Annotated in this window: 21 protein-coding genes; 14 read left to right on the forward strand and 7 right to left on the reverse strand. The window is 69.5% G+C overall.

All coding sequences use genetic code 11. The features are described from left to right. Positions 1–3: 3 nt before the first annotated feature. Positions 4–1,575 (forward strand): alpha-amylase family glycosyl hydrolase, encoded by a 1,572-nt coding sequence (locus VM780_RS14440; RefSeq protein ID WP_325448502.1) that lies wholly within the window; start codon positions 4–6, stop codon positions 1,573–1,575. 9 nt (positions 1,576–1,584) lie between these two features. On the opposite strand, the gene VM780_RS14445 is transcribed toward VM780_RS14440, so the two are convergent. Beyond that, entirely contained in the window at positions 1,585–3,111 is a 1,527-nt protein-coding gene (locus tag VM780_RS14445; RefSeq protein WP_325448504.1) for a YifB family Mg chelatase-like AAA ATPase, read from the reverse strand. 159 nt (positions 3,112–3,270) lie between these two features. On the opposite strand from VM780_RS14445, the gene VM780_RS14450 reads away from it, so the two are divergent. After that, a complete protein-coding gene (locus VM780_RS14450) occupies positions 3,271–3,969 on the forward strand; it encodes a lytic transglycosylase domain-containing protein (RefSeq protein ID WP_325448506.1) in 699 nt (232 codons plus the stop codon). A gap of 27 nt (positions 3,970–3,996) precedes the next feature. Here the strand turns inward: VM780_RS14450 and VM780_RS14455 are convergent, their stop codons facing one another. Then, positions 3,997–4,935 carry a YihY/virulence factor BrkB family protein gene (locus tag VM780_RS14455; protein WP_325448508.1) on the reverse strand — a complete coding sequence of 313 codons (939 nt, stop codon included), beginning with the start codon at positions 4,933–4,935 and terminating at the stop codon, positions 3,997–3,999. A gap of 161 nt (positions 4,936–5,096) precedes the next feature. On the opposite strand from VM780_RS14455, the gene VM780_RS14460 reads away from it, so the two are divergent. Together VM780_RS14460 and VM780_RS14465 are read left to right on the forward strand one after the other, a co-directional pair. Beyond that, complete coding sequence (locus VM780_RS14460; RefSeq protein WP_325448510.1) at positions 5,097–6,044, forward strand: DMT family transporter; 948 nt, start codon at positions 5,097–5,099, stop codon at positions 6,042–6,044. A gap of 42 nt (positions 6,045–6,086) precedes the next feature. After that, the gene (locus tag VM780_RS14465) at positions 6,087–7,763 is read left to right on the forward strand and encodes an acyl-CoA dehydrogenase family protein (protein WP_325448512.1); all 1,677 of its coding nucleotides are present in this window, start codon (positions 6,087–6,089) and stop codon (positions 7,761–7,763) included. 46 nt (positions 7,764–7,809) lie between these two features. Here VM780_RS14465 and VM780_RS14470 read toward each other — a convergent pair whose 3' ends face one another. Beyond that, entirely contained in the window at positions 7,810–8,490 is a 681-nt protein-coding gene (locus VM780_RS14470) for a phosphotransferase (protein WP_325448514.1), read from the reverse strand. 89 nt (positions 8,491–8,579) lie between these two features. On the opposite strand from VM780_RS14470, the gene sbmA reads away from it, so the two are divergent. From sbmA to VM780_RS14515, 9 genes are all read left to right on the forward strand, one after another. After that, on the forward strand, positions 8,580–9,845 hold the full coding sequence (sbmA, locus tag VM780_RS14475) for a peptide antibiotic transporter SbmA (RefSeq protein WP_325448516.1): 1,266 nt from the start codon (positions 8,580–8,582) through the stop codon (positions 9,843–9,845). A 31-nt stretch (positions 9,846–9,876) separates the two neighbouring features. After that, on the forward strand, positions 9,877–10,386 hold the full coding sequence (locus tag VM780_RS14480; protein ID WP_325448518.1) for a TspO/MBR family protein: 510 nt from the start codon (positions 9,877–9,879) through the stop codon (positions 10,384–10,386). A 49-nt stretch (positions 10,387–10,435) separates the two neighbouring features. Then, positions 10,436–10,630: a twin transmembrane helix small protein gene (locus VM780_RS14485; protein WP_325448520.1), complete on the forward strand. Its 195-nt coding sequence runs from the start codon at positions 10,436–10,438 to the stop codon at positions 10,628–10,630. A 4-nt stretch (positions 10,631–10,634) separates the two neighbouring features. Beyond that, positions 10,635–11,204, forward strand: a complete 570-nt coding sequence (locus VM780_RS14490; protein WP_325448522.1) for a cob(I)yrinic acid a,c-diamide adenosyltransferase — start codon at positions 10,635–10,637, stop codon at positions 11,202–11,204. 105 nt (positions 11,205–11,309) lie between these two features. Beyond that, positions 11,310–12,047, forward strand: coding sequence for a rhomboid family intramembrane serine protease (locus VM780_RS14495; protein WP_325448524.1), 738 nt, complete (start codon positions 11,310–11,312; stop codon positions 12,045–12,047). A 163-nt stretch (positions 12,048–12,210) separates the two neighbouring features. Continuing rightward, positions 12,211–12,960: an electron transfer flavoprotein subunit beta/FixA family protein gene (locus VM780_RS14500; RefSeq protein WP_325448526.1), complete on the forward strand. Its 750-nt coding sequence runs from the start codon at positions 12,211–12,213 to the stop codon at positions 12,958–12,960. A 1-nt stretch (position 12,961) separates the two neighbouring features. Further along, positions 12,962–13,906, forward strand: coding sequence for an electron transfer flavoprotein subunit alpha/FixB family protein (locus VM780_RS14505; protein ID WP_325448528.1), 945 nt, complete (start codon positions 12,962–12,964; stop codon positions 13,904–13,906). Positions 13,907–14,050: 144 nt separating this feature from the next. Further along, positions 14,051–14,926, forward strand: coding sequence for a 3-hydroxybutyryl-CoA dehydrogenase (locus VM780_RS14510; RefSeq protein ID WP_325448530.1), 876 nt, complete (start codon positions 14,051–14,053; stop codon positions 14,924–14,926). An 89-nt stretch (positions 14,927–15,015) separates the two neighbouring features. Beyond that, entirely contained in the window at positions 15,016–15,210 is a 195-nt protein-coding gene (locus tag VM780_RS14515; protein WP_325448532.1) for a hypothetical protein, read from the forward strand. A 52-nt stretch (positions 15,211–15,262) separates the two neighbouring features. On the opposite strand, the gene VM780_RS14520 is transcribed toward VM780_RS14515, so the two are convergent. Further along, positions 15,263–15,640 (reverse strand): cytochrome c family protein, encoded by a 378-nt coding sequence (locus VM780_RS14520; protein ID WP_325448534.1) that lies wholly within the window; start codon positions 15,638–15,640, stop codon positions 15,263–15,265. A gap of 279 nt (positions 15,641–15,919) precedes the next feature. Here VM780_RS14520 and VM780_RS14525 point away from each other — a divergent pair, with 279 nt between their 5' ends. After that, complete coding sequence (locus VM780_RS14525) at positions 15,920–18,202, forward strand: DNA translocase FtsK (protein ID WP_325448536.1); 2,283 nt, start codon at positions 15,920–15,922, stop codon at positions 18,200–18,202. Between the two features lie 45 nt (positions 18,203–18,247). On the opposite strand, the gene VM780_RS14530 is transcribed toward VM780_RS14525, so the two are convergent. The 3 genes from VM780_RS14530 to VM780_RS14540 form a co-directional block, all read right to left on the reverse strand. Further along, on the reverse strand, positions 18,248–18,724 hold the full coding sequence (locus tag VM780_RS14530; protein WP_325448538.1) for an SRPBCC family protein: 477 nt from the start codon (positions 18,722–18,724) through the stop codon (positions 18,248–18,250). A 99-nt stretch (positions 18,725–18,823) separates the two neighbouring features. Next, positions 18,824–19,597, reverse strand: a complete 774-nt coding sequence (pqqC, locus tag VM780_RS14535) for a pyrroloquinoline-quinone synthase PqqC (RefSeq protein WP_325448540.1) — start codon at positions 19,595–19,597, stop codon at positions 18,824–18,826. A 79-nt stretch (positions 19,598–19,676) separates the two neighbouring features. Continuing rightward, a complete protein-coding gene (locus VM780_RS14540) occupies positions 19,677–20,618 on the reverse strand; it encodes a glutaminase (protein WP_325448542.1) in 942 nt (313 codons plus the stop codon). Positions 20,619–20,705: the final 87 nt, after the last annotated feature.

The raw sequence follows: 20,705 nt of genomic DNA on the forward strand, positions 1-20,705 counted from the left end.
TCGATGCACGGCTTGGCATGGTGGCAGCGCGGCGTCGTCTATCAGGTCTATCCGCGCTCGTTCCAGGACACCAATGGCGACGGCATCGGCGACCTTCAGGGCGTGCGGCGACGGCTCGACCATCTGGTCCGGCTCGGCGTCGACGCCGTCTGGCTGTCGCCGATCTACCCGTCGCCCATGGCGGATTTCGGCTATGACGTCGCCGACTATTGCGGCGTCGACCCGATTTTCGGCTCGCTGGAGGATTTCGACCGGCTGATCGACGACGCGCACGCCCGCGGCCTGAAGCTGATCCTCGACTTCGTTCCCAATCACACCTCGGAAGCCCATCCGTGGTTCGTCGAGAGCCGCAGCGGCCGGGCGAGCCCGAAGCGCGACTGGTACATCTGGCGCGACCCCGCGCCGGACGGCGGCCCGCCCAACAACTGGATGAGCAATTTCGGCGGCAGCGCCTGGGCCTTCGACCCGGCGAGCGGCCAGTATTACCACCATGCTTTTCTGGAGCAGCAGCCGGACCTGAACTGGCGCAACCCCGAGCTGCGCGCCGCCATGGCGGAGGTCATGCGGTTCTGGCTCGACCGCGGCGTCGACGGGTTCAGGGTCGACGTGATCTGGCACCTGATGAAGGACGCGCTATTCCGCGACAACCCGCCCAATCCCGCCTTCACGCCCGGCGAGCCTGACATCGCGCGGCTGCTGCAGGTCCACTCCGCCGACCAGGAGGAGGTTTTGGACGTGATCCGTGAGATGCGGGCGGTGGTCGACGACTACCAGGACCGCGTGCTGATCGGGGAAATCTATCTGCCGGTGGAGCGACTCGTCGCCTATTACGGACCTGAGCTTTCGGGCGTCCATCTCCCGTTCAATTTTCAGCTCATCCTGGCGCCGTGGCACGCACCGGAGATCGCACGGCTGATCGACGAATATGAGCGCGCCCTGCCGGCCGGCGGCTGGCCCAACTGGGTGCTCGGCAATCATGACCAGAGGCGCATCGCGAGCCGGATCGGACCCGCCCAGGCACGGGTCGCCGCGATGCTGCTGCTGACGTTGCGCGGGACGCCGACGATCTATTACGGGGACGAGATCGGCCTCGCGGACGTGTTCGTGCCGCATGAGCTTGCTCAGGACCCGTGGGAGAAAAACGAGCCTGGCCATGGCCGCGATCCGGCGCGCACGCCGATGCCGTGGGACGACACGCCGACGGGCGGCTTCACCACCGGCCGCCCCTGGCTGCCGCTCAACGACACGCGTGCGCTCAACGTCGCCGCGCAGGAGGCCGATCCGCGCTCCATGCTCCGCCTGCACCGCGCGCTTCTGGCGCTGCGGCGTAGCCATCCCGCTCTCGCGGCCGGCCTTTACGAATCAGGACGAACCGAGGGGGACGTGCTCGCCTTCCGCCGGCGCCTGGGAGACGAGGACCTGCTCGTCGCCTTGAATTTGGGCTCGGCGCCTGCGGAGGTCGACCTGGGACAGCCCGCCGAGACGCTGCTTTCCACCCATCTCGACCGCAGCGGACCCGAACCCGCAGGCCCGCTGCGGCTTCGCGCCGACGAGGGGCTCGTCCTCAGGCTGTGAGGCTGCGGCTCAGGCGGCGCGCGCCTGCGGCTCCGGCGAGGCGCGGTAGGCGAGCGCCTCCGCAAGATGGATGCGCCCGACCGCGTCGACGCCGTCGAGGTCGGCGATGGTGCGGGCCACTTTGAGCACGCGGTGATACCCACGCGCCGAGAGCCGCAACGCGTCGGCCGCTTCGACGAGCAGCTTGCGGCCCGCGGCGTCCGGCCGCGTCGCGTCTTCCACCGCGGCGACCGGCAGGTGGGCGTTGAGGAAGGAGCCCGTGACGCCGAGCCGCTCCCGCCGCGCCGCCTCGCGCCGTCTCGCTTCCAGAACCCTGGCGGCCACGGTCGCGCTGTCCTCTCCGGCGCCTGGCGCCATCAGGTCGGCGGCGCTCACCGCAGGCACGTCGAGCCGCAGGTCGATCCGGTCGAGCAGCGGCCCGGACACCCGTGACTGATACTCCGCCGCGCAGCGCGGGCCGCGCCGGCAGGCGTGGCCGTCCCCGCCGCCGCAGCGGCACGGGTTCATCGCCGCCACCAGCTGGAACCGCGCCGGATAGGAGATCCTGTGGTTGGCGCGCGCGATCACGGCCTCGCCGCTTTCGAGCGGCTGCCGCAGCGCGTCCAGCGCCTGCGCGGAAAACTCCGGCAGTTCGTCCAGGAACAGCACGCCGTGGTGGGCGAGCGCGATCTCGCCCGGGCGCGGCCGGGCGCCGCCGCCGACCAGCGCCGCCATGGAGGCGGAGTGATGCGGCGCGCGGAACGGCCGGCGGTTCGTCAGCCGCCCGCCCGCGAGCTCGCCGGCGACCGAGCGCACCATGGCCACCTCCAGCAGCTCCTTCGGCTCCAGCGGCGGCAGCAGACCGGGCAGCCGGCTCGCCAGCATCGACTTGCCGGCGCCGGGCGGCCCGCAGAACAGCAGATTGTGCCCGCCGGCGGCCGCAATCTCGAGCGCCCGCTTGGCCGTCTCCTGGCCGCGCACCTCCCGCAGGTCGGGGATCGCGCCGCTCGGCTCCGGAAGGCCCGGTCGTGGCCGCGCGAGGATCTGCACGCCCTTGAGATGATTGGCGATCTGGATCAGAGAGCGCGGCGCGACGATCGGCAGGTCGGCGCTCGCCCAGGCCGCCTCCGGCCCGCAGGCCTCCGGGCAGATCAGCGCATGGCCGCGCGCATGCGCCGCCACCGCCGCCGGCAGCGCGCCGGCGACCGGCGCGATCGTGCCGTCGAGCGCGAGTTCGCCAAGCACGGTGCAGCCTGCGAGCGCGTCATGCGGCACCGCGCCAATCGCCGCCATCAGTCCGAGCGCGATCGGCAGGTCGAAATGCGCGCCTTCCTTGGGCAGATCGGCGGGCGCGAGGTTGATCGTGATGCGCCGCGGCGGCAGCGCGAGCCCGGCCGCTGTGAGCGCCGCCCGCACCCGTTCGCGCGCTTCCGTGACCGCCTTGTCGGGGAGGCCGACGATCGAGAAGGCGGGCAGCCCGGGCGCCACTTGGACCTGCACGTCGACCGCCCGGGCCTCGATGCCCTCGAAGGCGACGGTGGAGACCCATACGACCATGCCGCAGCCCTCGGCTCCTGCTGGCCCCGAGAGTAGCGGCGCGCCGGAGGCTGTCAAGAACAATAAGGGAACATTGGCGGCGAAGACGGCCGCCAATGTCAGGCTATGGGTTCTTAACGGCCGCTCGCATATTCTGCGGGCTTCGCGGAGACAGGTGCGATGCGCCTCACGCTTCTCGCTTTGGCCCTCCTTCTGATCGCCGCCCCCGGCCTCGCGCAGGAGGCGTCATCGTCCGCCGGTCCCTCGCAGCCGGCGACGGACCGCGCCGCGCTGGTCGAACTCGTGCGGCGCGAGGCGGTCGGTCAGGGCGTTCCGCCGGAGCTCGCCGAGGCGGTGGCGGAGATCGAGAGCGGCTACAGCCCCTCGGCAGTCGGCGGCGTCGGGGAGATCGGACTGATGCAGATCCGGCCCCCGACGGCGGAGATGCTCGGCCATTCGGGCGGCGCGCTCGGCTTGTTCGATCCTGCGACCAATGCGCGTTTCGCCGTGCGTTATCTGGCGCAGGCCTGGCGGCTTGCGGGCGGCGACGTCTGCCGCGCGCTGATGAAGTACCGCGCCGGTCACCGCGAAGAGCGCATGACGCCGCTCTCGTCGACCTATTGCGCGCGCGCCAAGGCTTATCTGGCGGCGCTCGGCTCGCCTCTCGCGGCCGGCGCCGGTCCCGTCGCGGAGGTCGCGGTCGCGGCGGAGCCGACGAAGCCGCCGTCGTCGCGGCGCTCCGGGCCCTACCTGGGATGGCGGCCCGGCCGGCACACCGCGGCGGACAATGAGCGGTTCTGGGCGGCGCATGAGGCGCGCATCCGCGCCCTGGAGGCTAAGATCGCCAAGACCCGCAAGCTCCGGCTCGCGCGCGGCTAGCTTGCGGGCCGGCGCACGGACCGGCGGTCACGCCGACGCGGTGCGGGGGCGTCCGCGGGCGCCGATGCGATCTGCCGCCGCCCGGCTCTTCGGGTTCGAGCACCCCGCGGCTCTGCCCTTGCGGCGTTCGACCAGCACCGCGTTGAACTCCGCGCCCAAGATGAACAGCGCCGCGCTGACATTGAGGAACACCACGGCCGTCATTGCGCCCGCGAGTCCCGCATAGGTCGACGCGTAATTCGCGAATCGCGCGATGTAGATCGAGAACATGGTCGCGCCGGCGATGAACAGGACGATCGTGGCGACGACCCCCGGCAGCACGTCCGCCACCTTCCGCCGCCCGCCCGGCAGCCAGAGATGCGCGGCGAGCAGCGCGATCGCGAGCACGATGACCGTCAGCGCATAGCGCAGCACGTCGCTGGCGAACTCGAACGCCGCCAGCCAGGAGAGATAGCGGTGGTTGATGGCGAAGTCCCAGAGGATCGGCCACAGCACGATGAACACCGCGACAACCACCAGCCCGAGCGCCCCGAGCGCCACGAACCACATGCTCTGCAGGCGCGACAGCCAGATCGGCTTCGACGTCGGACAGTGATAGGCGCGGCCGAGCGCGATGCGCAGCGACTCCACCGCCGAGGAGGACACCCACAGCGTCAGCAGCACGCCGATTGTGAGGACGCCGCCGCGCGGCGTGGTGAGCACCTTGTCGACTTCGCTGGCGAGCGGCGCCGCGACCGCCTGGGGCCAGGTGTCGAAGATGATGTGCACGACCTGGCCCGACATCTGCCCGGCGCCGAGGAAGGCCGCAAGCGCCGTGACGAAGATCAGGAACGGAAAGATCGCGAGCAGCGCGTTCAGGGCGATATGCGCCGAGATCGCCCAGCCGTCGTCGCGGTCGAAGCGCTTCAGCGCCTCCCAGATGATGGCCGCGACTTTCCAGGTCGTGTCGCGAGGCTTGGCGATCATGGCGTCAATGTAGCGCGACGGCGTCAGGCGTGGAGTCCGATCGCAAGCGGCGCAGGCGATTCCTGATGGCCACATCAGAGGCGCTGATGTGGCCATTAGGATTAGGCGTTTGCGCCCGCCGCCGCGGCGCGCGAGAAGCGCGGCTTCTCCGGATCCCGTCTATGCCCGCCCTGCTTGCGCCCGCGCTGTTCGTTCTGATGTGGTCGACCGGCTGGGTGGTCGCCAAGCTCGCGACCCCGCACGCCGGTCCTCTGACCTTTCTGACGCTGCGCTATGCGGCCGCGCTCATGCTGCTCGCGCCGGTCGCTCTGCTCAGCGGCGCCCGGTGGCCGCGCGGCTCCGCGCAGTGGGGCGGCGCGCTGGTCAACGGGATGATGCTTCACGGGCTCTATCTGGGCGGCGTCTGGTGGGCGATCGCCCATGGCGTCCCGGCAGGCGTCTCGGCGCTGATCGCCGCCCTGCAGCCGCTGCTCACCGTGGTCGTGGCCGGGCCGCTGCTCGGCGAGCGCCTGAGCGGCCGACGTTGGCTCGGCGTCGGGCTTGGCTTCCTGGGCGTCGCCGCGGTGGTGGCGCCGAAGCTCGCGGCGACGGATGGGCTGCAGCCGGCGCTGCTGCCGCTCGGCGTCAATGTGCTCGCGATGGTCGCAGTCGCGGCCGCGACGCTCCACCAGAAGCGCTCTCTCGGCGGCCAGGATCTGAGAGCGCTCGCCGCGCTTCAATACGCGGGAGCGATCGTGCTGACCGCCCCGGCGGCATGGCTCGCGGAGGATTTACGGGTGGACTGGACGCCGTCGGCGATCTTCGCGCTCGCCTGGTCGGTGCTGGTTCTGTCGATCGGCGCTATCCTGCTGATGCTCGCGATGATCAAGCGCGGCGACGTTTCGCGGGTGGCGACGCTCATCTTCCTGGTTCCGCCGGTGGCGGCTCTGGAAGCCTTCCTGCTGTTCGGCGAAACCCTCTCGGCGGTGCAGCTTTTTGGCATGGCGCTTGCTGCGGTTGGCGTCGTGCTGGCCAACGCGAATGGCGCTCCGGCGTCCGCCGAAGGGTGCATTGCCGCAGCGGCCCGCGATGACGAGGATGCAGCCGAACCGTTGCGCCGGCCCGCCTGACCCCCCTCGCGGCCGGCTGCGCACCCTTCCGGAGCGACATTCATGACCGCCGCACAGCCCGCCGCCGCCGCCTCGACCGAGACGCCGGCGGCCCGCCTTCAAGCTGTATTGCCCGCTCTCGACATCCTGCTGGCGGAAGCGACGGAGGCGGTGCGGGCCAAGGTGGTCCAGAACGGCAAGATCGACGGCGAGGCCTTTGAGCGCGAACAGCGCGCCGGCCACGGGCTCGCCTGGCTCGCCACCTATCGGATGGCGCTGCGCGAACTGCTGCACTGGAGCGAGCGGCTCGCCAAGGAAGGCCGCTACGGCGCGATCGAGGAGGCGATCCTGCGGGTCGGCGCGGCCGAATATCTCGCGCAGGTGATCGGCGGCATTCCGATGAACCAGGGCGAGATCGTGCGCGCGCAGGATCTGGGGCTCGATCCCGCCCGCCCGGCCGAACTGCTCGGCGAGGCGGGCCGTGAGCTGATCGCGGACGGCGGCTCCGCGGAGGCGCGCGCTGAGCTCGCCAAGCTGATGCGGCAGGCCGACGGGCGCTCTGGCTTCGGGGACTCCGGTCTCGACGAGACGCACGGCCAGTTCCGCGACGAGATGCGGCGCTTCGCGGAGGCGGAGGTCGCGCCTTACGCGCACGCCTGGCACCTCGCCAACGCCTATATCCCGCTCGAGACGATCCAGAAGCTTGCCGATCTCGGCGTCTTCGGCCTCACCATTCCGGAGGAATATGGCGGCCTCGGCCTCGGCAAGGAGGCGATGTGCGTCGTCTCCGAGGAGCTCAGCCGCGGCTATATTGGCGTGGGTTCGCTCGGAACGCGGTCGGAAATCGCCGCCGAACTGATCCTGGGCGGCGGGACCGAAGAGCAGAAGCAGAAATACCTGCCGAAGCTCGCTGACGGCTCGATCCTGCCGACGGCGGTGTTCACCGAGCCGAACACCGGCTCCGACCTCGCGAGCCTCAAGACGCGCGCGGCGCGCGACGGCGACGTCTACCGCGTGAACGGCGCCAAGACCTGGATCACCCATCCGGTGCGCGCCGACCTGATGACGCTTCTGGTGCGCACCGACCCGAACGAGCCGGGCCACCGCGGACTGTCGATGCTGCTCGCCGAGAAGCCGCGCGGCACCGACGAGGACCCGTTCCCCGCGCAGGGCATGTCCGGCGGCGAGATCGAGGTTTTGGGCTACCGCGGCATGAAGGAGTACGAAATCTCCTTCGACGGCTTCGAGGTCCCGGCCGAGAACCTGCTCGGCGGCGTCGAGGGGCAGGGCTTCAAGCAGCTCATGAAGACCTTCGAGAGCGCGCGCATCCAGACGGCGGCGCGCGCGGTCGGCGTCGCCCAGTCGGCGCTCGACATCGGCCTGCGCTATGCGGAGGAGCGCATCCAGTTCAAGAAGCCGCTCGCCGACTTTCCACGGGTCTCGGACAAGCTCGCGATGATGGCGGCCGAGGTTCAGATCGCGCGCCAGATCACCTATTTCGCGGCGCGCGAGAAGGACAGCGACATCCGCTGCGACCTGGAGGCCGGCATGGCCAAGCTGCTCGCCGCGCGCGTCGCTTGGGCGGCCGCCGACAACGCCCTGCAGATCCACGGCGGCAACGGCTTCGCGCTCGAGTACCAGATCAGCCGCGTGCTCTGCGACAGCCGCATCCTCAACATCTTCGAGGGCGCGGCCGAGATTCAGGCGCAGGTCATCGCGCGGCGGCTGCTGGAGGGCTGACGCCGGACGGCGACCCCCCCCGCGGCGATTGCGCACGGGCGGCGCTTCAGAGCTTCAGCATCGGCCAGCGCATGCGGCGGCAGACCAGAATCTGGTGCCACAGCGCGACCGCGCGTTTCGCCCCGCCGGCGAGGCGGCCCGTCTCGCCGCGCAGCAGGGTCTTGCGGAGGCTGCGGTTGGACCGGCACATGTCGGCCACCACAGGGCCCCGGAAGGCGAGCGCCCAGTCCAGCACGACCAGGGCGCCGTCCGGCCGGACGATCACGTTGTTCAGGTTGAGGTCGCCGTGGCAGAGGCCGATGTCGGCCATCACGCGCGCGCCGTAGGTCCCCATCTTCAGATAGGTCTCGCGCCGCCAGCGGCGCTCGACGAGAGCGGCGTCGAGGAGCGGCGTGCGCGCCACCCGGACATTGGCCTCGGCGAGCGCCGCCGCGACCCGGACGGCCTCCGTCAGCGACCGCCGGGCGCGCGCGCCGAGCGTTTCGCCGACCACCCGCTCGCCCACGATGCCAAGGCCGCCGAAGCACGCGACCATCTCGTCCACCCGCCACGCCGGGCCGCCCGCGTCCCGCACGGCGCGCGTCACGGCGTATTCGCGCTCCACGAAGGCGGGCTTGATCCGCGACGGATAGGCCTTGAGCGCGCGCCCGTCGGGGAGCTCGTAGACGGTGGCGATCCGGCCGCGGCCGATCACGCCGCGCACCTCATCCTGCGCCACGATCCTCATGGCCGGACCGGTCGTCCGCGCGTGATTTGCCCTCGCCCTTCAGCAGGTCTATCGCGGTGCGCTGCTCTCACCGGAGGCTCGGCGCCGACGTGTTCGTATCGTTCTTCCCCAACCCTCGCCCGTTCTTCCTGTCCGTCGTGATCTGGACGGCGATCGCCGCCGGGGTCTGGTTCGCAGGCGGCTCGGAGCTCGGGAGGGTCATCGGCCTCTCCTATCCGGCGCCGGGCGCGCCGCCCGTGATCGGACCGGCGGTGTTCGTCACCGGGCCGTTCATCTGGTTCTACATCTACTACGCCGCCGCGGTCGGGCTGTTCGCCGCCGCATGGATGACGCTGTCGCCGCACCCGTGGGCTCCGTGGTCGATCCTCGGCTCGGCCCTGATCCTGTTCACCACCTACTTCCAGGTGCAGGTCTCCGTCGCCATCAATGCCTGGTACGGCCCGTTCTACGACCTCGTGCAGGCCGCGCTGTCGAAGGCGCGGCCGGTCACGCTCGGCGAATTCTACAGCGAGCTCATCGCCTTCATGGGCATCGCGATGATCGCCGTCCTGGTCGGCGTGCTGACCCGGTTCTTCGTCAGCCACTACATCTTCCGCTGGCGCACCGCGATGAACGACTTCTACATGGAGCACTGGCCCCGGCTGCGACATATCGAGGGCGCCTCGCAGCGCGTGCAGGAAGACACCATGCGCTTCTCGACCATCGTCGAGGGCCTCGGCGTCAGCTTCGTCGACTCGATCATGACGCTGATCGCGTTCCTGCCTGTGCTGGTCAGGCTGTCCGCGCCGGTCACCGAGGTTCCGCTCATCGGCGCCGTGCCACATCCGCTGGTGGTGATGGCGCTGCTCTGGTCGATCGTCGGCACCGGCTTCCTCGCCCTCATCGGCATCAAGCTGCCCGGCCTGCAGTTCCGCAACCAGCGCGTGGAAGCCGCCTACCGCAAGGAGCTCGTCTACGGCGAGGACGATCCCGAGCGAGCGCAGCCGCAGACCGTGCGTGAGCTGTTCTCCTGGGTTCGGCACAACTACTTCCGGCTGTACTTCCACTACGCCTACTTCAACGTCGCCCGCATCTCCTACCTGCAGGTCGACAACATCTTCCCTTACATCGTGCTGGCCCCGACCATCGTGGCGGGCAAGATCACGCTGGGGCCGATGCAGCAGATCCTCAGCGCCTTCGAGCAGGTGCGGAGCTCGTTCCAGTATCTCATCAACTCCTGGACCACGATCGTGGAGCTGCTGTCGGTCTACAAGCGTCTGCGGGCCTTCGAGGCCGTGATCTATGGCGAGCCGCTGCCTTCGCTCGACCGGGAGGAGCCGGAGGCCGAAGTGACCGCGGAAGGGGTGCGGACGTGACCGCGACGCTCCGGCCGGGCGGAGCGGTCGAATGACTCCGGCGGCCGCCAGAGGCTCGGCCTGGCTCTCGCCGCGCTCCCTGCTGATCCTGGCCGCGGCGCTCGCCGTCTGCTTCGCCGCCGCCGGGCTCGGCTCCGTCGCCACAACGCCCAACATCGCGCCCTGGTACGAGGGGCTGCGGAAGCCGCCCTTCAATCCGCCCAACGTCGCCTTTCCGATCGCCTGGACTCTGCTGTTCGCCCTGATGGCGCTTGCGCTATGGCGCGTCTGCGTGCGCGGCTCGGGCGGCGCATTACGCGCTGCGCTCATGGCGTTCGGCGTCCAGCTCGCGCTCAACATCGGCTGGTCGTTCGCCTTCTTCACGGCGCGGAGCCCGCTGCTCGGGCTCGTCGACATCCTTCTGCTGCTGCCGGCGATCGTCTGGACGATCGCGCGCTTTCGTCGGATAGACGGTCCGGCCGCGGCGCTGCTTTATCCGTACCTCGCCTGGGTGAGCTTCGCGGCCGTCCTGAACGGGTCGATCCTCTACCTCAACGGTTGAGGCGGCTTTCCGGCCGCGCCTCGCCCTTCCGCCTCCCGAGAGTGCCGCGATGTCCACGTTCCTCGCCAATTTCGCCGTGCCGGTCGCCGTTGGCGCGGTGGCGATCGTCCTGCTCATCGGCCTGTTCAACATGACCCGCGGCGGCAGCCCGAACCTGTCGCAGAAGCTGATGCGCTGGCGCGTCATCCTGCAGTTCGTGGCGATCGTGGTGATCATGATCACCGTCTGGGCGATGGGCCGCTGACGCCATGGTCAAGCTCAACAAGATCTACACCCGCACCGGCGACGACGGCACCACCGGCCTCGCCGCCGGCCCGCGCCGGCCGAAGCACGATTTGCGGGTCGAGAGCTATGGCGCGGTCGACGAGACCAACGCGACGCTCGGCCTGGCGCGGCTTCATGCGGCCGCCGAGCCTGAGATCGACGCGGCGCTGGCGCGCATCCAGAACGAGCTGTTCGACCTCGGCGCCGACCTCGCCACGCCGGAGGACGGCAAGGACCTCGGCTATGAGCCGCTGCGCATCGTGGACAGCCAGGTCGCTCGGCTCGAACAGGACATCGACGCCCTGAACGCGCGGCTCGAGCCGTTGAAATCCTTCGTTCTGCCGGCCGGAACGCCGCTTGCGGCGCATCTCCACATGGCCCGCACCGTGGCGCGGCGGGCCGAGCGGCTGATGACGGCGCTCGCCGCGCGCGAAGCCGTCTCGTCGGCGGCGCTGCGCTACGTCAACCGGCTCTCCGACTACCTGTTCGTGGCCGCGCGCGTCGCCAATCTCGGCGCCGGCGACGTGCTTTGGGCGCCCGGAAAGACACGCTAGAGCCAGGATCGGGCGTCGAAGCCGCGCCGGCCCTTGGAGCCGGCGCCCGGCGTCTTCATATTCCGGATGACGCAGGCGATCGCGCCTGGAAGACGAGACGCCGCCATGTTCGTCCCTCTCCTGGACGACGCCCCGGTCCGCCGAATCCGGCTGCCCTGGGTGAACTACGGCTTTATGGCCGCGTGCATCCTCGTCTACGTTTTCGTTCAGTCCGGATGGATCCTCCCCGCGCATCCGGGGGCGGTGGTGTCATTCGGGCTGATTCCGAGCGTTCTGTTTTCGGAAGCGGTGCTGCCAGAGGGCTATGCGGTTGCGCCCGCCTGGACGACCCTCGTCACCTCGCTGTTCCTGCACGGCGGGCTGCTGCACCTCGTCGGCAACATGCTGTTCCTCAGGGCCTTCGGCGACAATGTCGAGGACGACCTCGGGCATCTGCGCTACATCGTCTTTCTGCTGCTGTGCGGCGTCGGCGCGGGCCTTGCTCACGCGATGGGCGCCGCCAATGGCGACGCGCCGCTGGTCGGCGCCTCGGGCGTCGTGGCGGGCGTGATCGCCGCCTATGTGATGCTGCATCCGCAGGTGAAGGTCTGGGTGCTGGTGTTCTACCGGTTTCCGGTGCGCCTGCGCGCGTTCTGGATCATCGGCGCCTGGGTCGTGTTCCAGGCTGGCAACGCGCTGCTCGCGGGCCAGGAGCAGGTCGCGTGGTGGGCGCATGTCGGCGGCTTCCTCACCGGCGCGGTGCTGGTCGTCGCGCTGAAGCGGCCCGAGGTGAGGCTGTTCGACCGGGACCTCGCGGCGCGCATAGAGCGCCGCGGAGACGAGGCCATGGAAGGACCGGCCTAGACTTTCTGCGGTCGCGTCGCGCGTTGACTTGGGCGCGGCCGGGCTCCTACTGTCCGCGCGCTTTCGCCCGCCCGTCGTCTGAAGGCGGCCGCGCGCCCGCGCGGCTTCGGCCGATGCGTTCCGGCGTTGCTGCGCGATCATCCTCCCGAGGTGAAGAGGCCCGATGAAGGTACTTGTGCCGGTCAAGCGAGTGGTCGACTACAACGTCAAGATCCGGGTGAAGCCGGACGGCTCGGGCGTCGAGCTCGCCAACGTCAAGATGTCGATGAACCCCTTCGACGAGATCGCCGTCGAGGAGGCGCTCCGGCTCAAGGAAGCCGGCAAGGCGACCGAGATCGTCATCGTCTCCATTGGTCCCGCCCAGGCCGCCGAGACGATCCGCACCGGCCTCGCGATGGGCGCCGACCGCGGCATCCTGGTGAAGACCGACGGTCCGACCGAGCCGCTCGGCGTCGCCAAGCTCCTGGCCAAGATCGTCGAGGAAGAGCAGCCCAGCCTGGTCGTCATGGGCAAGCAGGCGATCGACGACGATTGTAACCAGACGGGCCAGATGCTGGCCGCGCTGCTCGGCTGGCCGCAGGGCACCTTCGCCTCGAAGGTCTCGCCCGAGGCCGACAGCGTCCAGGTGACGCGCGAGGTCGATGGCGGGCTCCAGACCGTCTCGCTGAAGCTGCCGGCCGTCGTGACGACGGATCTGCGCCTCAATGAGCCGCGCTACGCCTCGCTGCCGAACATCATGAAGGCGAAGAAGAAGCCGCTCGACGAGAAGTCGGCGGCCGATCTGGGCGTCGACGTGACGCCGCGCCTCCAGGTGCTGAAGACGGCTGAACCCCCCAAGCGACAGGCCGGCGCCAAGGTTGGTTCGGTGGCCGAACTCGTCGAGAAGCTCAAGAACGAAGCGGGAGCGATCTGACATGGCGACCCTGCTGTTCGCAGATCATCACGAGGACGCGCTCGGCGACGCCACCGCCAAGGCGCTGACGGCGGCCCGCCAGATCGGCGAGCCGGTTCACATCCTGATCGCCGGCAAGGCGCCCCGCGGCGCCGCCGAGCAGGCCGCGGCGCTCGAGGGCGTCGAGAAGGTGCTGATCGCCTCGGACGAGATTTACGCGCATGGGCTGGCCGAGCCGGTCGCGGAGCTCATCCTCGGCCTGATGGACGGCTATGACGCGCTCGTCGCCTCGTCGTCCACCACCGGCAAGAACGTGCTGCCGCGCGTCGCGGCAAAGCTCGACGTGATGCAGATCTCCGACATCTCGAAGGTCGAGGCGCCGGATACGTTCGAGCGGCCGGTCTATGCCGGCAATGCAATCCAGACGGTGAAATCGACCGACCCGAAGAAGGTCGTGACGGTGCGGACCTCGACCTTCCAGGCGACCGGGCAGGGCGGCGCGGCGGCGATCGAGGAGATCGCGACGGCGGCGGACCCGGGCCTCTCGAGCTTCGTCGGCGAGGAGCTGACGCAGTCCGACCGTCCGGAGCTCGGTTCGGCGAAGATCATCGTGTCCGGCGGGCGCGCCATGGGGTCGGCGGACAAGTTCAAGGAGGTCATCGAGCCGCTCGCCGACCAGCTCGGCGCGGCGATCGGGGCGAGCCGCGCAGCGGTGGACGCCGGCTACGCGCCGAACGACCAGCAGGTCGGCCAGACCGGCAAGGTGGTGGCGCCTGAGCTCTACATCGCGCTCGGCATTTCAGGCGCGATCCAGCACCTCGCCGGCATGAAGGACTCCAAGGTGATCGTCGCGATCAACAAGGACGAGGAAGCCCCGATCTTCCAGGTCGCGGACTACGGGCTGGTGGCGGATCTCTTCCAGGCCGTTCCGGAGCTTCGCGAGGAGCTGGCCAAGGCCGGCAAGTGACGCGTCTGGCGCACCAGGCGCCAGACTTTGGTAGGAACGACGGTCGCGGCGCTGGCATTGTGCGGCGCGGCACGTAAGATCGCGCCCCGCCGGGGCCATCGCCTCGGCGCGGGTAGCAGTGACGGTCAGACGGGCATCAAGCCGATGGAAATTCGCAAGATCGGCGTCATCGGCGCGGGGCAGATGGGCAGCGGCATCGCGCATGTCTGCTCGCTCGCGGGCCTCGACATCACGCTGAACGACATCTCGCCTGAACGCGCCCAGGCGGGCCTGTCCCTGATCGACTCCAACATGCAGCGCCAGGCCGGCAAGGGCGCGATCAGCGACGAGGATCGCAAGGCGGCTCTGAAGCGGATTGCGCTCGCCAGCGACTTCAAGGCGCTGGGCGACTGCGACATCGTCATCGAGGCCGCGACGGAAGACGAGCAGATCAAGCGCAAGATCTACTCCGATCTCTGCCCGTCGCTGAAGCCGGACGCGATGGTGGCCACCAACACCTCGTCGATCTCGATTACCCGGCTGGCCGCCTCGACCGACCGGCCCGAGCGCTTCATCGGCATCCACTTCATGAATCCGGTGCCGCTGATGCAGCTCGTCGAGCTGATCCGCGGGATCGCGACCGAGGACGAGACTTTCGAGGCCGCGAAGCAGCTGATCGACAAGCTCGGCAAGACGGTTGCGGTGTCGGAGGATTTTCCGGCCTTCATGGTCAACCGCATCCTGCTGCCGATGATCAACGAGGCGATCTACACGCTGTATGAAGGCGTAGGCTCGGTCGACGCCATCGACACGGCGATGCGTCTCGGCGCGAACCATCCGATGGGGCCGCTGCAGCTCGCCGATTTCATCGGGCTCGACACCTGCCTGTCGATCATGCAGGTCCTGCATGACGGCCTGGCGGACTCGAAGTACCGGCCGTGTCCGCTGCTGGTGAAATATGTCGAGGCCGGCTGGCTCGGGCGGAAGACGCAGCGCGGCTTCTACGACTACCGCGGCGAGCACCCGGTCCCGACGCGCTGATCCGACGGGCGAGGCGCGCTTCCGCCGCTTCAGCATTCCTTAACAGGCGCAGTATCAACGTCCGGACGTCACCGCATGAAGCGGCCCGGATGGACACGAGTTCTCTCGCCGCCTCGGCGGTCGCCGGCATAGCGCAGCAGACCCGCGACGGCTTCGCGGTCGCGGCGCTGAAGGTCGCAAACCAGCAGCAGCAGGCGATGGCCGCTTTCGTGGCCCAGACCGCAGAGACGGCCAAGGCGCAGACGCCGCCCGATACTGGTCAGACTGTCGACCGCATGGCGTGAGGCGTCACGGCCGGCGCGCCGACCGTGACGGATCCCATCGTCGCGCCGTCGGCTACTTCTGGGTGGCCAGATAGGCGATGACGTTCTGCCGGTCCTTCTCGTTCGCGAGCTTGAGCGTCATCTTGCTCGGTCCGCCGAGATAGGCGCTCGGATCGGTCAGATACGCCGACAGCTTGGCCTCATCCCAGGCGCCGATCTCAGGCGCCTTCGCCTTCATGGCGTCGCTATAGGCGAAGCCCTCGACGCTTCCTGCAGGCCGTCCGACGACGCCCTGCAGGGGCGGGCCGACCTTCGCCTTCGCGTCCGGCCCGACCTCGTGGCACGACTTGCAGCGCGCGAACACCTTCTGTCCTGCGGCGGCGTCTTGGGCCATCGCCCAGCCGGACGAGACCGCCAGCGCAACCGCCGCCAGCGCAAGTGAACGTAGCATCCCGTAGCTCCTCCCTGTGTCGGCCGCGCCCGCGGACGTAGCCGGGCTGTCGCGCCGACCGTCTTGCGCGATCGGCCGCTCTTCGCGCGGATCTCCGCGCGAAGGAGATATTGCGCGCTATTTGAATTCTTCCAATTCCCAGAAGCGCCGAATGAACGGCTCGCCGCTGTGGACAGCCGGCGCGAAGCGGCCGCGGTCCATCCTTCGTTAACGCTGACCCTTCCTTATGGAGCGACGGAAAAAGCGGCGCAGAGGCCGCTTCGAGAAGGGTTGCGAGTCATGCGTTTCACCGGGCGGCCGCCAGCTTCCGAAGACGTCGAGTCGGCGGTCGGGAGAGCGCCCGGCGAGGTCCGCGTGGGACGCACGCCCGACGCGATGCTGCGCCAGCGGCGATCCGCAGACCCCGCGCCCGAAGCGGTCACGCCGCCGGCCGAGCCCAGCGCGCCTTCGCTGCCGATCCCGAGCTGGCTTCGGCCGTTCGCCAGCGGCCCCAACACGCGCTTCACCCGCACGCCGGACAGCATCCTCCGCGGCCGCCATCGCCTTCCGACGATTCCCGAGGCGGCCCACCCGATTGAACCGGAAGCCGCCGCCGAAGCGATGTCCGGCATGGCGTTCGAGGGCGAGGCCGGCCCCGTCCGCGCAGCGCCGCAGACGATCCGCCGGCTGAAGCACACCATCCGCGTGGGCGAGCCGCCGGCGCCGCTCCGGACCGAGATTCAGGACAACCGGCGCAGCTCCGCCCCGGAAGAAGATCCGGCCGCGGAGGCGGGCGCGACCGTCGGCTCCTTCCTGACCGGCTCGCTCGGGCAGCCCTTCGCGAGCTTCGCGCCGGTGACCTACAGGGCGTCCTTCGGCTGGGCGGAGCCGCCGCGGCCCGCCGTCGCGCCGCCTGCGGCCCCGGCCGCGAGCCCTGCGCGCGCCACCCCGGCGCGCCGGCCGGTCGCCGCCGTGGAGGCCAAAGAGGCCGAGACCGCCGCTCCGGTCGCGCCCGCGCAAGTCGCGCGGCCGAGCGCGCCGCGATCCTCCGCGAAGGCCTCTGACGTCTACGAACTCCCCCCGCTCGACCTGCTCGCCCGCCCGGCCGAAAACGAGCCGAACGAGGAACACTCCGAGGAGGCGCTCGAGCGCAACTCGGTGAAGCTGCAGCAGACCCTGCAGGACTTCGGCGTGCGCGGCGAAATCATCGACGCCAATCCGGGTCCGGTCGTGACGCTTTACGAGCTCGAGCCTGCGCCCGGCGTGAAGTCGAGCCGCGTCATCGCGCTCGCCTCCGATATCGCCCGTTCGATGTCCGCGATCTCGGCGCGCGTCGCCGTGGTCGAGGGCCGAAACGTGATCGGCGTCGAGTTGCCGAACGCCCGGCGTGACACCGTGTTCCTGCGCGAACTTCTGGAGAGCCCGGCCTTCGGGGGAACCCAGCACAAGCTCGCGCTCTGCCTCGGCAAGACGATCGGCGGCGAGCCCGTCATCGCCGACCTCGCGAAGATGCCGCATCTGCTGGTCGCGGGCACCACCGGCTCGGGCAAGTCGGTGGCGATCAACACCATGATCCTGTCGCTGCTCTACATGCACCGGCCGGAGAAGTGCCGGCTGATCATGGTCGACCCGAAGATGCTGGAGCTCTCCGTCTATGAAGGCATCCCGCACCTCCTGACGCCGGTGGTCACCGATCCCAAGAAGGCGGTGATCGCGCTCAAATGGGCGGTCCGCGAGATGGAGGACCGCTACAAGAAGATGTCGAAGCTCGGCGTGCGCAACATCGACGGCTTCAACGCCCGCGCCGCCGAGGCGACGGCGCGCGGCGAGACGGTGACGCGCCAGGTCCAGACCGGCTTCGACCGTGAGACCGGCCAGCCGATCTACGAAGACGAGGTCATGGACCTGTCTCCGCTGCCTTACATCGTCATCATCGTCGACGAGATGGCCGACCTGATGATGGTCGCGGGCAAGGACATCGAGGGCGCGATCCAGCGCCTCGCCCAGATGGCGCGCGCGGCCGGCATCCACCTGATCATGGCCACCCAGCGCCCCTCGGTCGACGTCATCACCGGCACCATCAAGGCGAACTTCCCGACCCGCATCTCCTTCCAGGTCACGTCAAAAATCGACAGCCGCACCATTCTGGGGGAGATGGGCGCCGAGCAGCTGCTCGGCCAAGGCGACATGCTGCATATGGCCGGAGGCGGGCGGATCACCCGCGTGCATGGGCCGTTCGTGTCCGACGCCGAGGTCGAGAAGGTCGTCGATCACCTCAAGCTGCAGGGCCGCCCCGAATATCTCGAGGCGGTTACAGCCGACGAGGAGGAGGCCATCGGCGATGGCGAGGAGCCCGACGCCGCCGTGTTCGACGCCGGCGAATTCAGCGAGGAGTCCGGCGACCTCTACGAGCAGGCGGTCGCGGTCGTGCTGCGCGATCGGAAGGCCTCGACCTCCTACATCCAGCGCCGGCTGCAGATCGGCTACAACCGCGCCGCCTCCCTGATGGAGCGGATGGAGCAGGAAGGCATCGTGGGCGCGGCGAACCACGCCGGCAAGCGCGAGATCTTCCGCGGCGGCTAAGCGGGGGGTGATCGGCCGGAGCGCGGCGCGCTCCGGCCGCCAAGCTCAGGTGCTCTTGTCGACGATGGCGGCGAGGCCCTTCACGTAAATGCCGTCGATGACGGCCTTGGCCTCGGCCTCGCTCGCGCCTTTCGGCTCGAACGAGCCGGTCCAGGTGACCTTCGAGCCGGCCGAGCCCGACGGTTCGACCTGGATGGTCGACACATAGTTCGCCACCGGCAGCGGGCTTTCGAGGATGCGGTAGCTATACGCCATGCGGGCGTCGTCGCGACCGACCTCTTCCTCGACGATGGTTCCGCCGCCCTTCAGGCTGAGCGTCCGGATGTTCTTGCCGCCCTGTGTCGAGAGCGCGCAGGCCTCGACCGCCGGGTGCCAGGTTCCAATTCCGCAGAACCCGCCGATCGTGGCCCACACCTTCTCCGGCGCCGCGTTGACGGGCGTCGCCTCCGTGACCTCGGCGGCGAGCGCCGGCGAGCCGGCGAGCGCGACCAGCGCTGCGGCCGAAAACAATTGCTTGAGCATGTCCTCACTTGTCCTTCTTCGTTGGGCGGGCATAGGCGCCGCCGCGTCCAGCATACGGCGGTGAAGAAGCTTGCAAAGGACAGTCGCGGCGGGTTTCCGTCAGTCTGTCGCGCCGCCCGGTCGGAAGGCGCCCGGCGGCGTGATTCCGGGCGTCACATAGGCATGGTGCAGCGCGTCGAGCTGCGCCCACAGCACGTCGCACTTGAACCGGACCGCGTCCACGCAGGCGTCCTGCTCCGCGCGCGTCCGTGCGTTGGTCTTGATGAAGTTCAGCGCGAAGCCGGAGTCCCGCGGCGCCTGCTGCAGCCGGCGCTTGAAATAGGCGACGGCCCGCTCGTCGACGAAGTCGTAATTCGCCAGCATGCCCGAGATGCGCTCGCGGTGGATCGCCGGCGCGAACAGCTCCGTCAGCGACGAGGCGACCGCCACCACCAGCGGCTGTTCGACGACGAAACGCACATAGGCTTCGACGGCGAACTTCGTCGCCGGCAGCGCGCCGCGCCGCGACGTCACATAGTCGCGCGACAGGCCGAGCGCGTCGGTCAGCACGAGCCACCGCTCGATGCCACCGGCTTCCTCGCCGAGCCCGTCATGATCGTGGATGCGGTGGATCCACTCGCGCCTGAGCTCGCGGTCGTGGACGCGGCTGATGAAGGCCGCGTCCTTGCGCGGCACCGCCTCCTGATAGCAGTAGCGGTTCAGCGCCCAGGCCCGCACCTGGTCGCGGTCGAGGCGGCCGCCGTGGAGCAGTCGGTGGAAGGGGTGCTTGTCGTGGTAGCGCTCGGCGCCGACCGCTCGGATCGCGGCCTCGAATGCGTCCGGCGACAGGGGTTGGCGTTCGGCGAACGCGCCGGGGGCTACACTCTCGTTCACGCGCCTCTCCGCTGCTGGGAAGCGCATGCTGGCGACGCGCCAGACGAGCCGCGTTGATCCGGATCAAAGCGCTGGCGGCTCAGGCGCCGAAGATCGACCAGCCCATGCGCTTCGCCAGCATCTCGAGCGCGATCCGGCCGAGGTGAGAGTTGCCCCAGGCGTCCAGTCCGGGCGCCCACACGGCGATCGAGGCTTTGCCGGGCGCGACCGCGAGGATGCCGCCGCCGACCCCGCTCTTGCCCGGCAGGCCGACCCGGTAGGCGAACTCGCCGGAGCCGTCGTAATGCCCGCAGGTCAGCATGATCGCGTTGATGCGGCGGGCGCGCTCCGGCGGCACCACCGTGAGCCCGGTCGACGGATTGCGGCCCGCATAGGCCAGGAAGCGTCCAGCCATCGCGAGCTGCCGGCACGACATCGCAATCGCGCAGTGATGGAAGTAGACGCCGAGCGTGTACGCGACCGGATTGTCGAGCACTCCGAAGGACTTCATGTAATTCGCGAGCGCCGCGTTGCGGAAGCCGGTGCGCTGCTCGGAAGCCGCGACCGCCTTGTCGATCGTGATGGTCGAATCGTCCGCCAGAAACTGCATGAAGCGCAGGATTTCGCCGAGCGCCTCGCGCGGCTGATGGCCCGACAGGATCAGGTCCGTGACCGCGATCGCGCCGGCGTTGATGAAGGGGTTGCGCGGGATGCCGCGCTCGTTCTCGAGCTGCACGATCGAGTTGAACGGGCTGCCCGACGGCTCGCGCCCGACGCGCCGCCACAGCCGGTCGCCGGCCTTGCCGAGCGCAAGCGTGAGGGTGAAGACCTTCGAGATGCTCTGGATCGAGAACGGCGTGTCGCTGTCGCCGCAGGCCGCGACCTCGCCTTCGGCGTCGATCACCGCGATTCCGAACGCCGAGGGATCGACCCGGGCGAGCTCCGGAATGTAGCTCGCGACCTCGCCTCGGTCCGTACGTCCGCGCATGTCGTCCGCGATTTCGCGGACCACGGTATGGAGGTCTGGCACGCCGGCGCTCATGGGTGTCTTCCCGCTCCGGCCGGACTTAGCCGGTCGCCGCGCGACTGGCCAGATCACGATTCAGGCAGGCGGAAACAAAGCTGACGA

The sequence above is a fragment of the Hansschlegelia sp. genome, from assembly GCF_035538955.1.
Taxonomy (GTDB): Bacteria; Pseudomonadota; Alphaproteobacteria; order Rhizobiales; family Methylopilaceae; genus Methylopila.

What these genes read in the sequence shown, in the direction of transcription:
- VM780_RS14490 (WP_325448522.1), top strand. Translation starts at nt 10,635, where the DNA reads ATGGTCAAGCTCAACAAGATCTACACCCGCACCGGCGACGACGGCACC.
- VM780_RS14520 (WP_325448534.1), bottom strand. Translation starts at nt 15,640, where the DNA reads ATGCTACGTTCACTTGCGCTGGCGGCGGTTGCGCTGGCGGTCTCGTCC.
- VM780_RS14450 (WP_325448506.1), top strand. Translation starts at nt 3,271, where the DNA reads ATGCGCCTCACGCTTCTCGCTTTGGCCCTCCTTCTGATCGCCGCCCCC.
- VM780_RS14515 (WP_325448532.1), top strand. Translation starts at nt 15,016, where the DNA reads ATGGACACGAGTTCTCTCGCCGCCTCGGCGGTCGCCGGCATAGCGCAG.
- VM780_RS14470 (WP_325448514.1), bottom strand. Translation starts at nt 8,490, where the DNA reads ATGAGGATCGTGGCGCAGGATGAGGTGCGCGGCGTGATCGGCCGCGGC.
- VM780_RS14500 (WP_325448526.1), top strand. Translation starts at nt 12,211, where the DNA reads ATGAAGGTACTTGTGCCGGTCAAGCGAGTGGTCGACTACAACGTCAAG.
- VM780_RS14540 (WP_325448542.1), bottom strand. Translation starts at nt 20,618, where the DNA reads ATGAGCGCCGGCGTGCCAGACCTCCATACCGTGGTCCGCGAAATCGCG.
- VM780_RS14530 (WP_325448538.1), bottom strand. Translation starts at nt 18,724, where the DNA reads ATGCTCAAGCAATTGTTTTCGGCCGCAGCGCTGGTCGCGCTCGCCGGC.
- VM780_RS14455 (WP_325448508.1), bottom strand. Translation starts at nt 4,935, where the DNA reads ATGATCGCCAAGCCTCGCGACACGACCTGGAAAGTCGCGGCCATCATC.
- VM780_RS14510 (WP_325448530.1), top strand. Translation starts at nt 14,051, where the DNA reads ATGGAAATTCGCAAGATCGGCGTCATCGGCGCGGGGCAGATGGGCAGC.
- VM780_RS14465 (WP_325448512.1), top strand. Translation starts at nt 6,087, where the DNA reads ATGACCGCCGCACAGCCCGCCGCCGCCGCCTCGACCGAGACGCCGGCG.
- VM780_RS14445 (WP_325448504.1), bottom strand. Translation starts at nt 3,111, where the DNA reads ATGGTCGTATGGGTCTCCACCGTCGCCTTCGAGGGCATCGAGGCCCGG.
- VM780_RS14485 (WP_325448520.1), top strand. Translation starts at nt 10,436, where the DNA reads ATGTCCACGTTCCTCGCCAATTTCGCCGTGCCGGTCGCCGTTGGCGCG.
- VM780_RS14460 (WP_325448510.1), top strand. Translation starts at nt 5,097, where the DNA reads ATGCCCGCCCTGCTTGCGCCCGCGCTGTTCGTTCTGATGTGGTCGACC.
- VM780_RS14480 (WP_325448518.1), top strand. Translation starts at nt 9,877, where the DNA reads ATGACTCCGGCGGCCGCCAGAGGCTCGGCCTGGCTCTCGCCGCGCTCC.
- VM780_RS14525 (WP_325448536.1), top strand. Translation starts at nt 15,920, where the DNA reads ATGCGTTTCACCGGGCGGCCGCCAGCTTCCGAAGACGTCGAGTCGGCG.
- VM780_RS14495 (WP_325448524.1), top strand. Translation starts at nt 11,310, where the DNA reads ATGTTCGTCCCTCTCCTGGACGACGCCCCGGTCCGCCGAATCCGGCTG.
- VM780_RS14505 (WP_325448528.1), top strand. Translation starts at nt 12,962, where the DNA reads ATGGCGACCCTGCTGTTCGCAGATCATCACGAGGACGCGCTCGGCGAC.
- VM780_RS14440 (WP_325448502.1), top strand. Translation starts at nt 4, where the DNA reads ATGCACGGCTTGGCATGGTGGCAGCGCGGCGTCGTCTATCAGGTCTAT.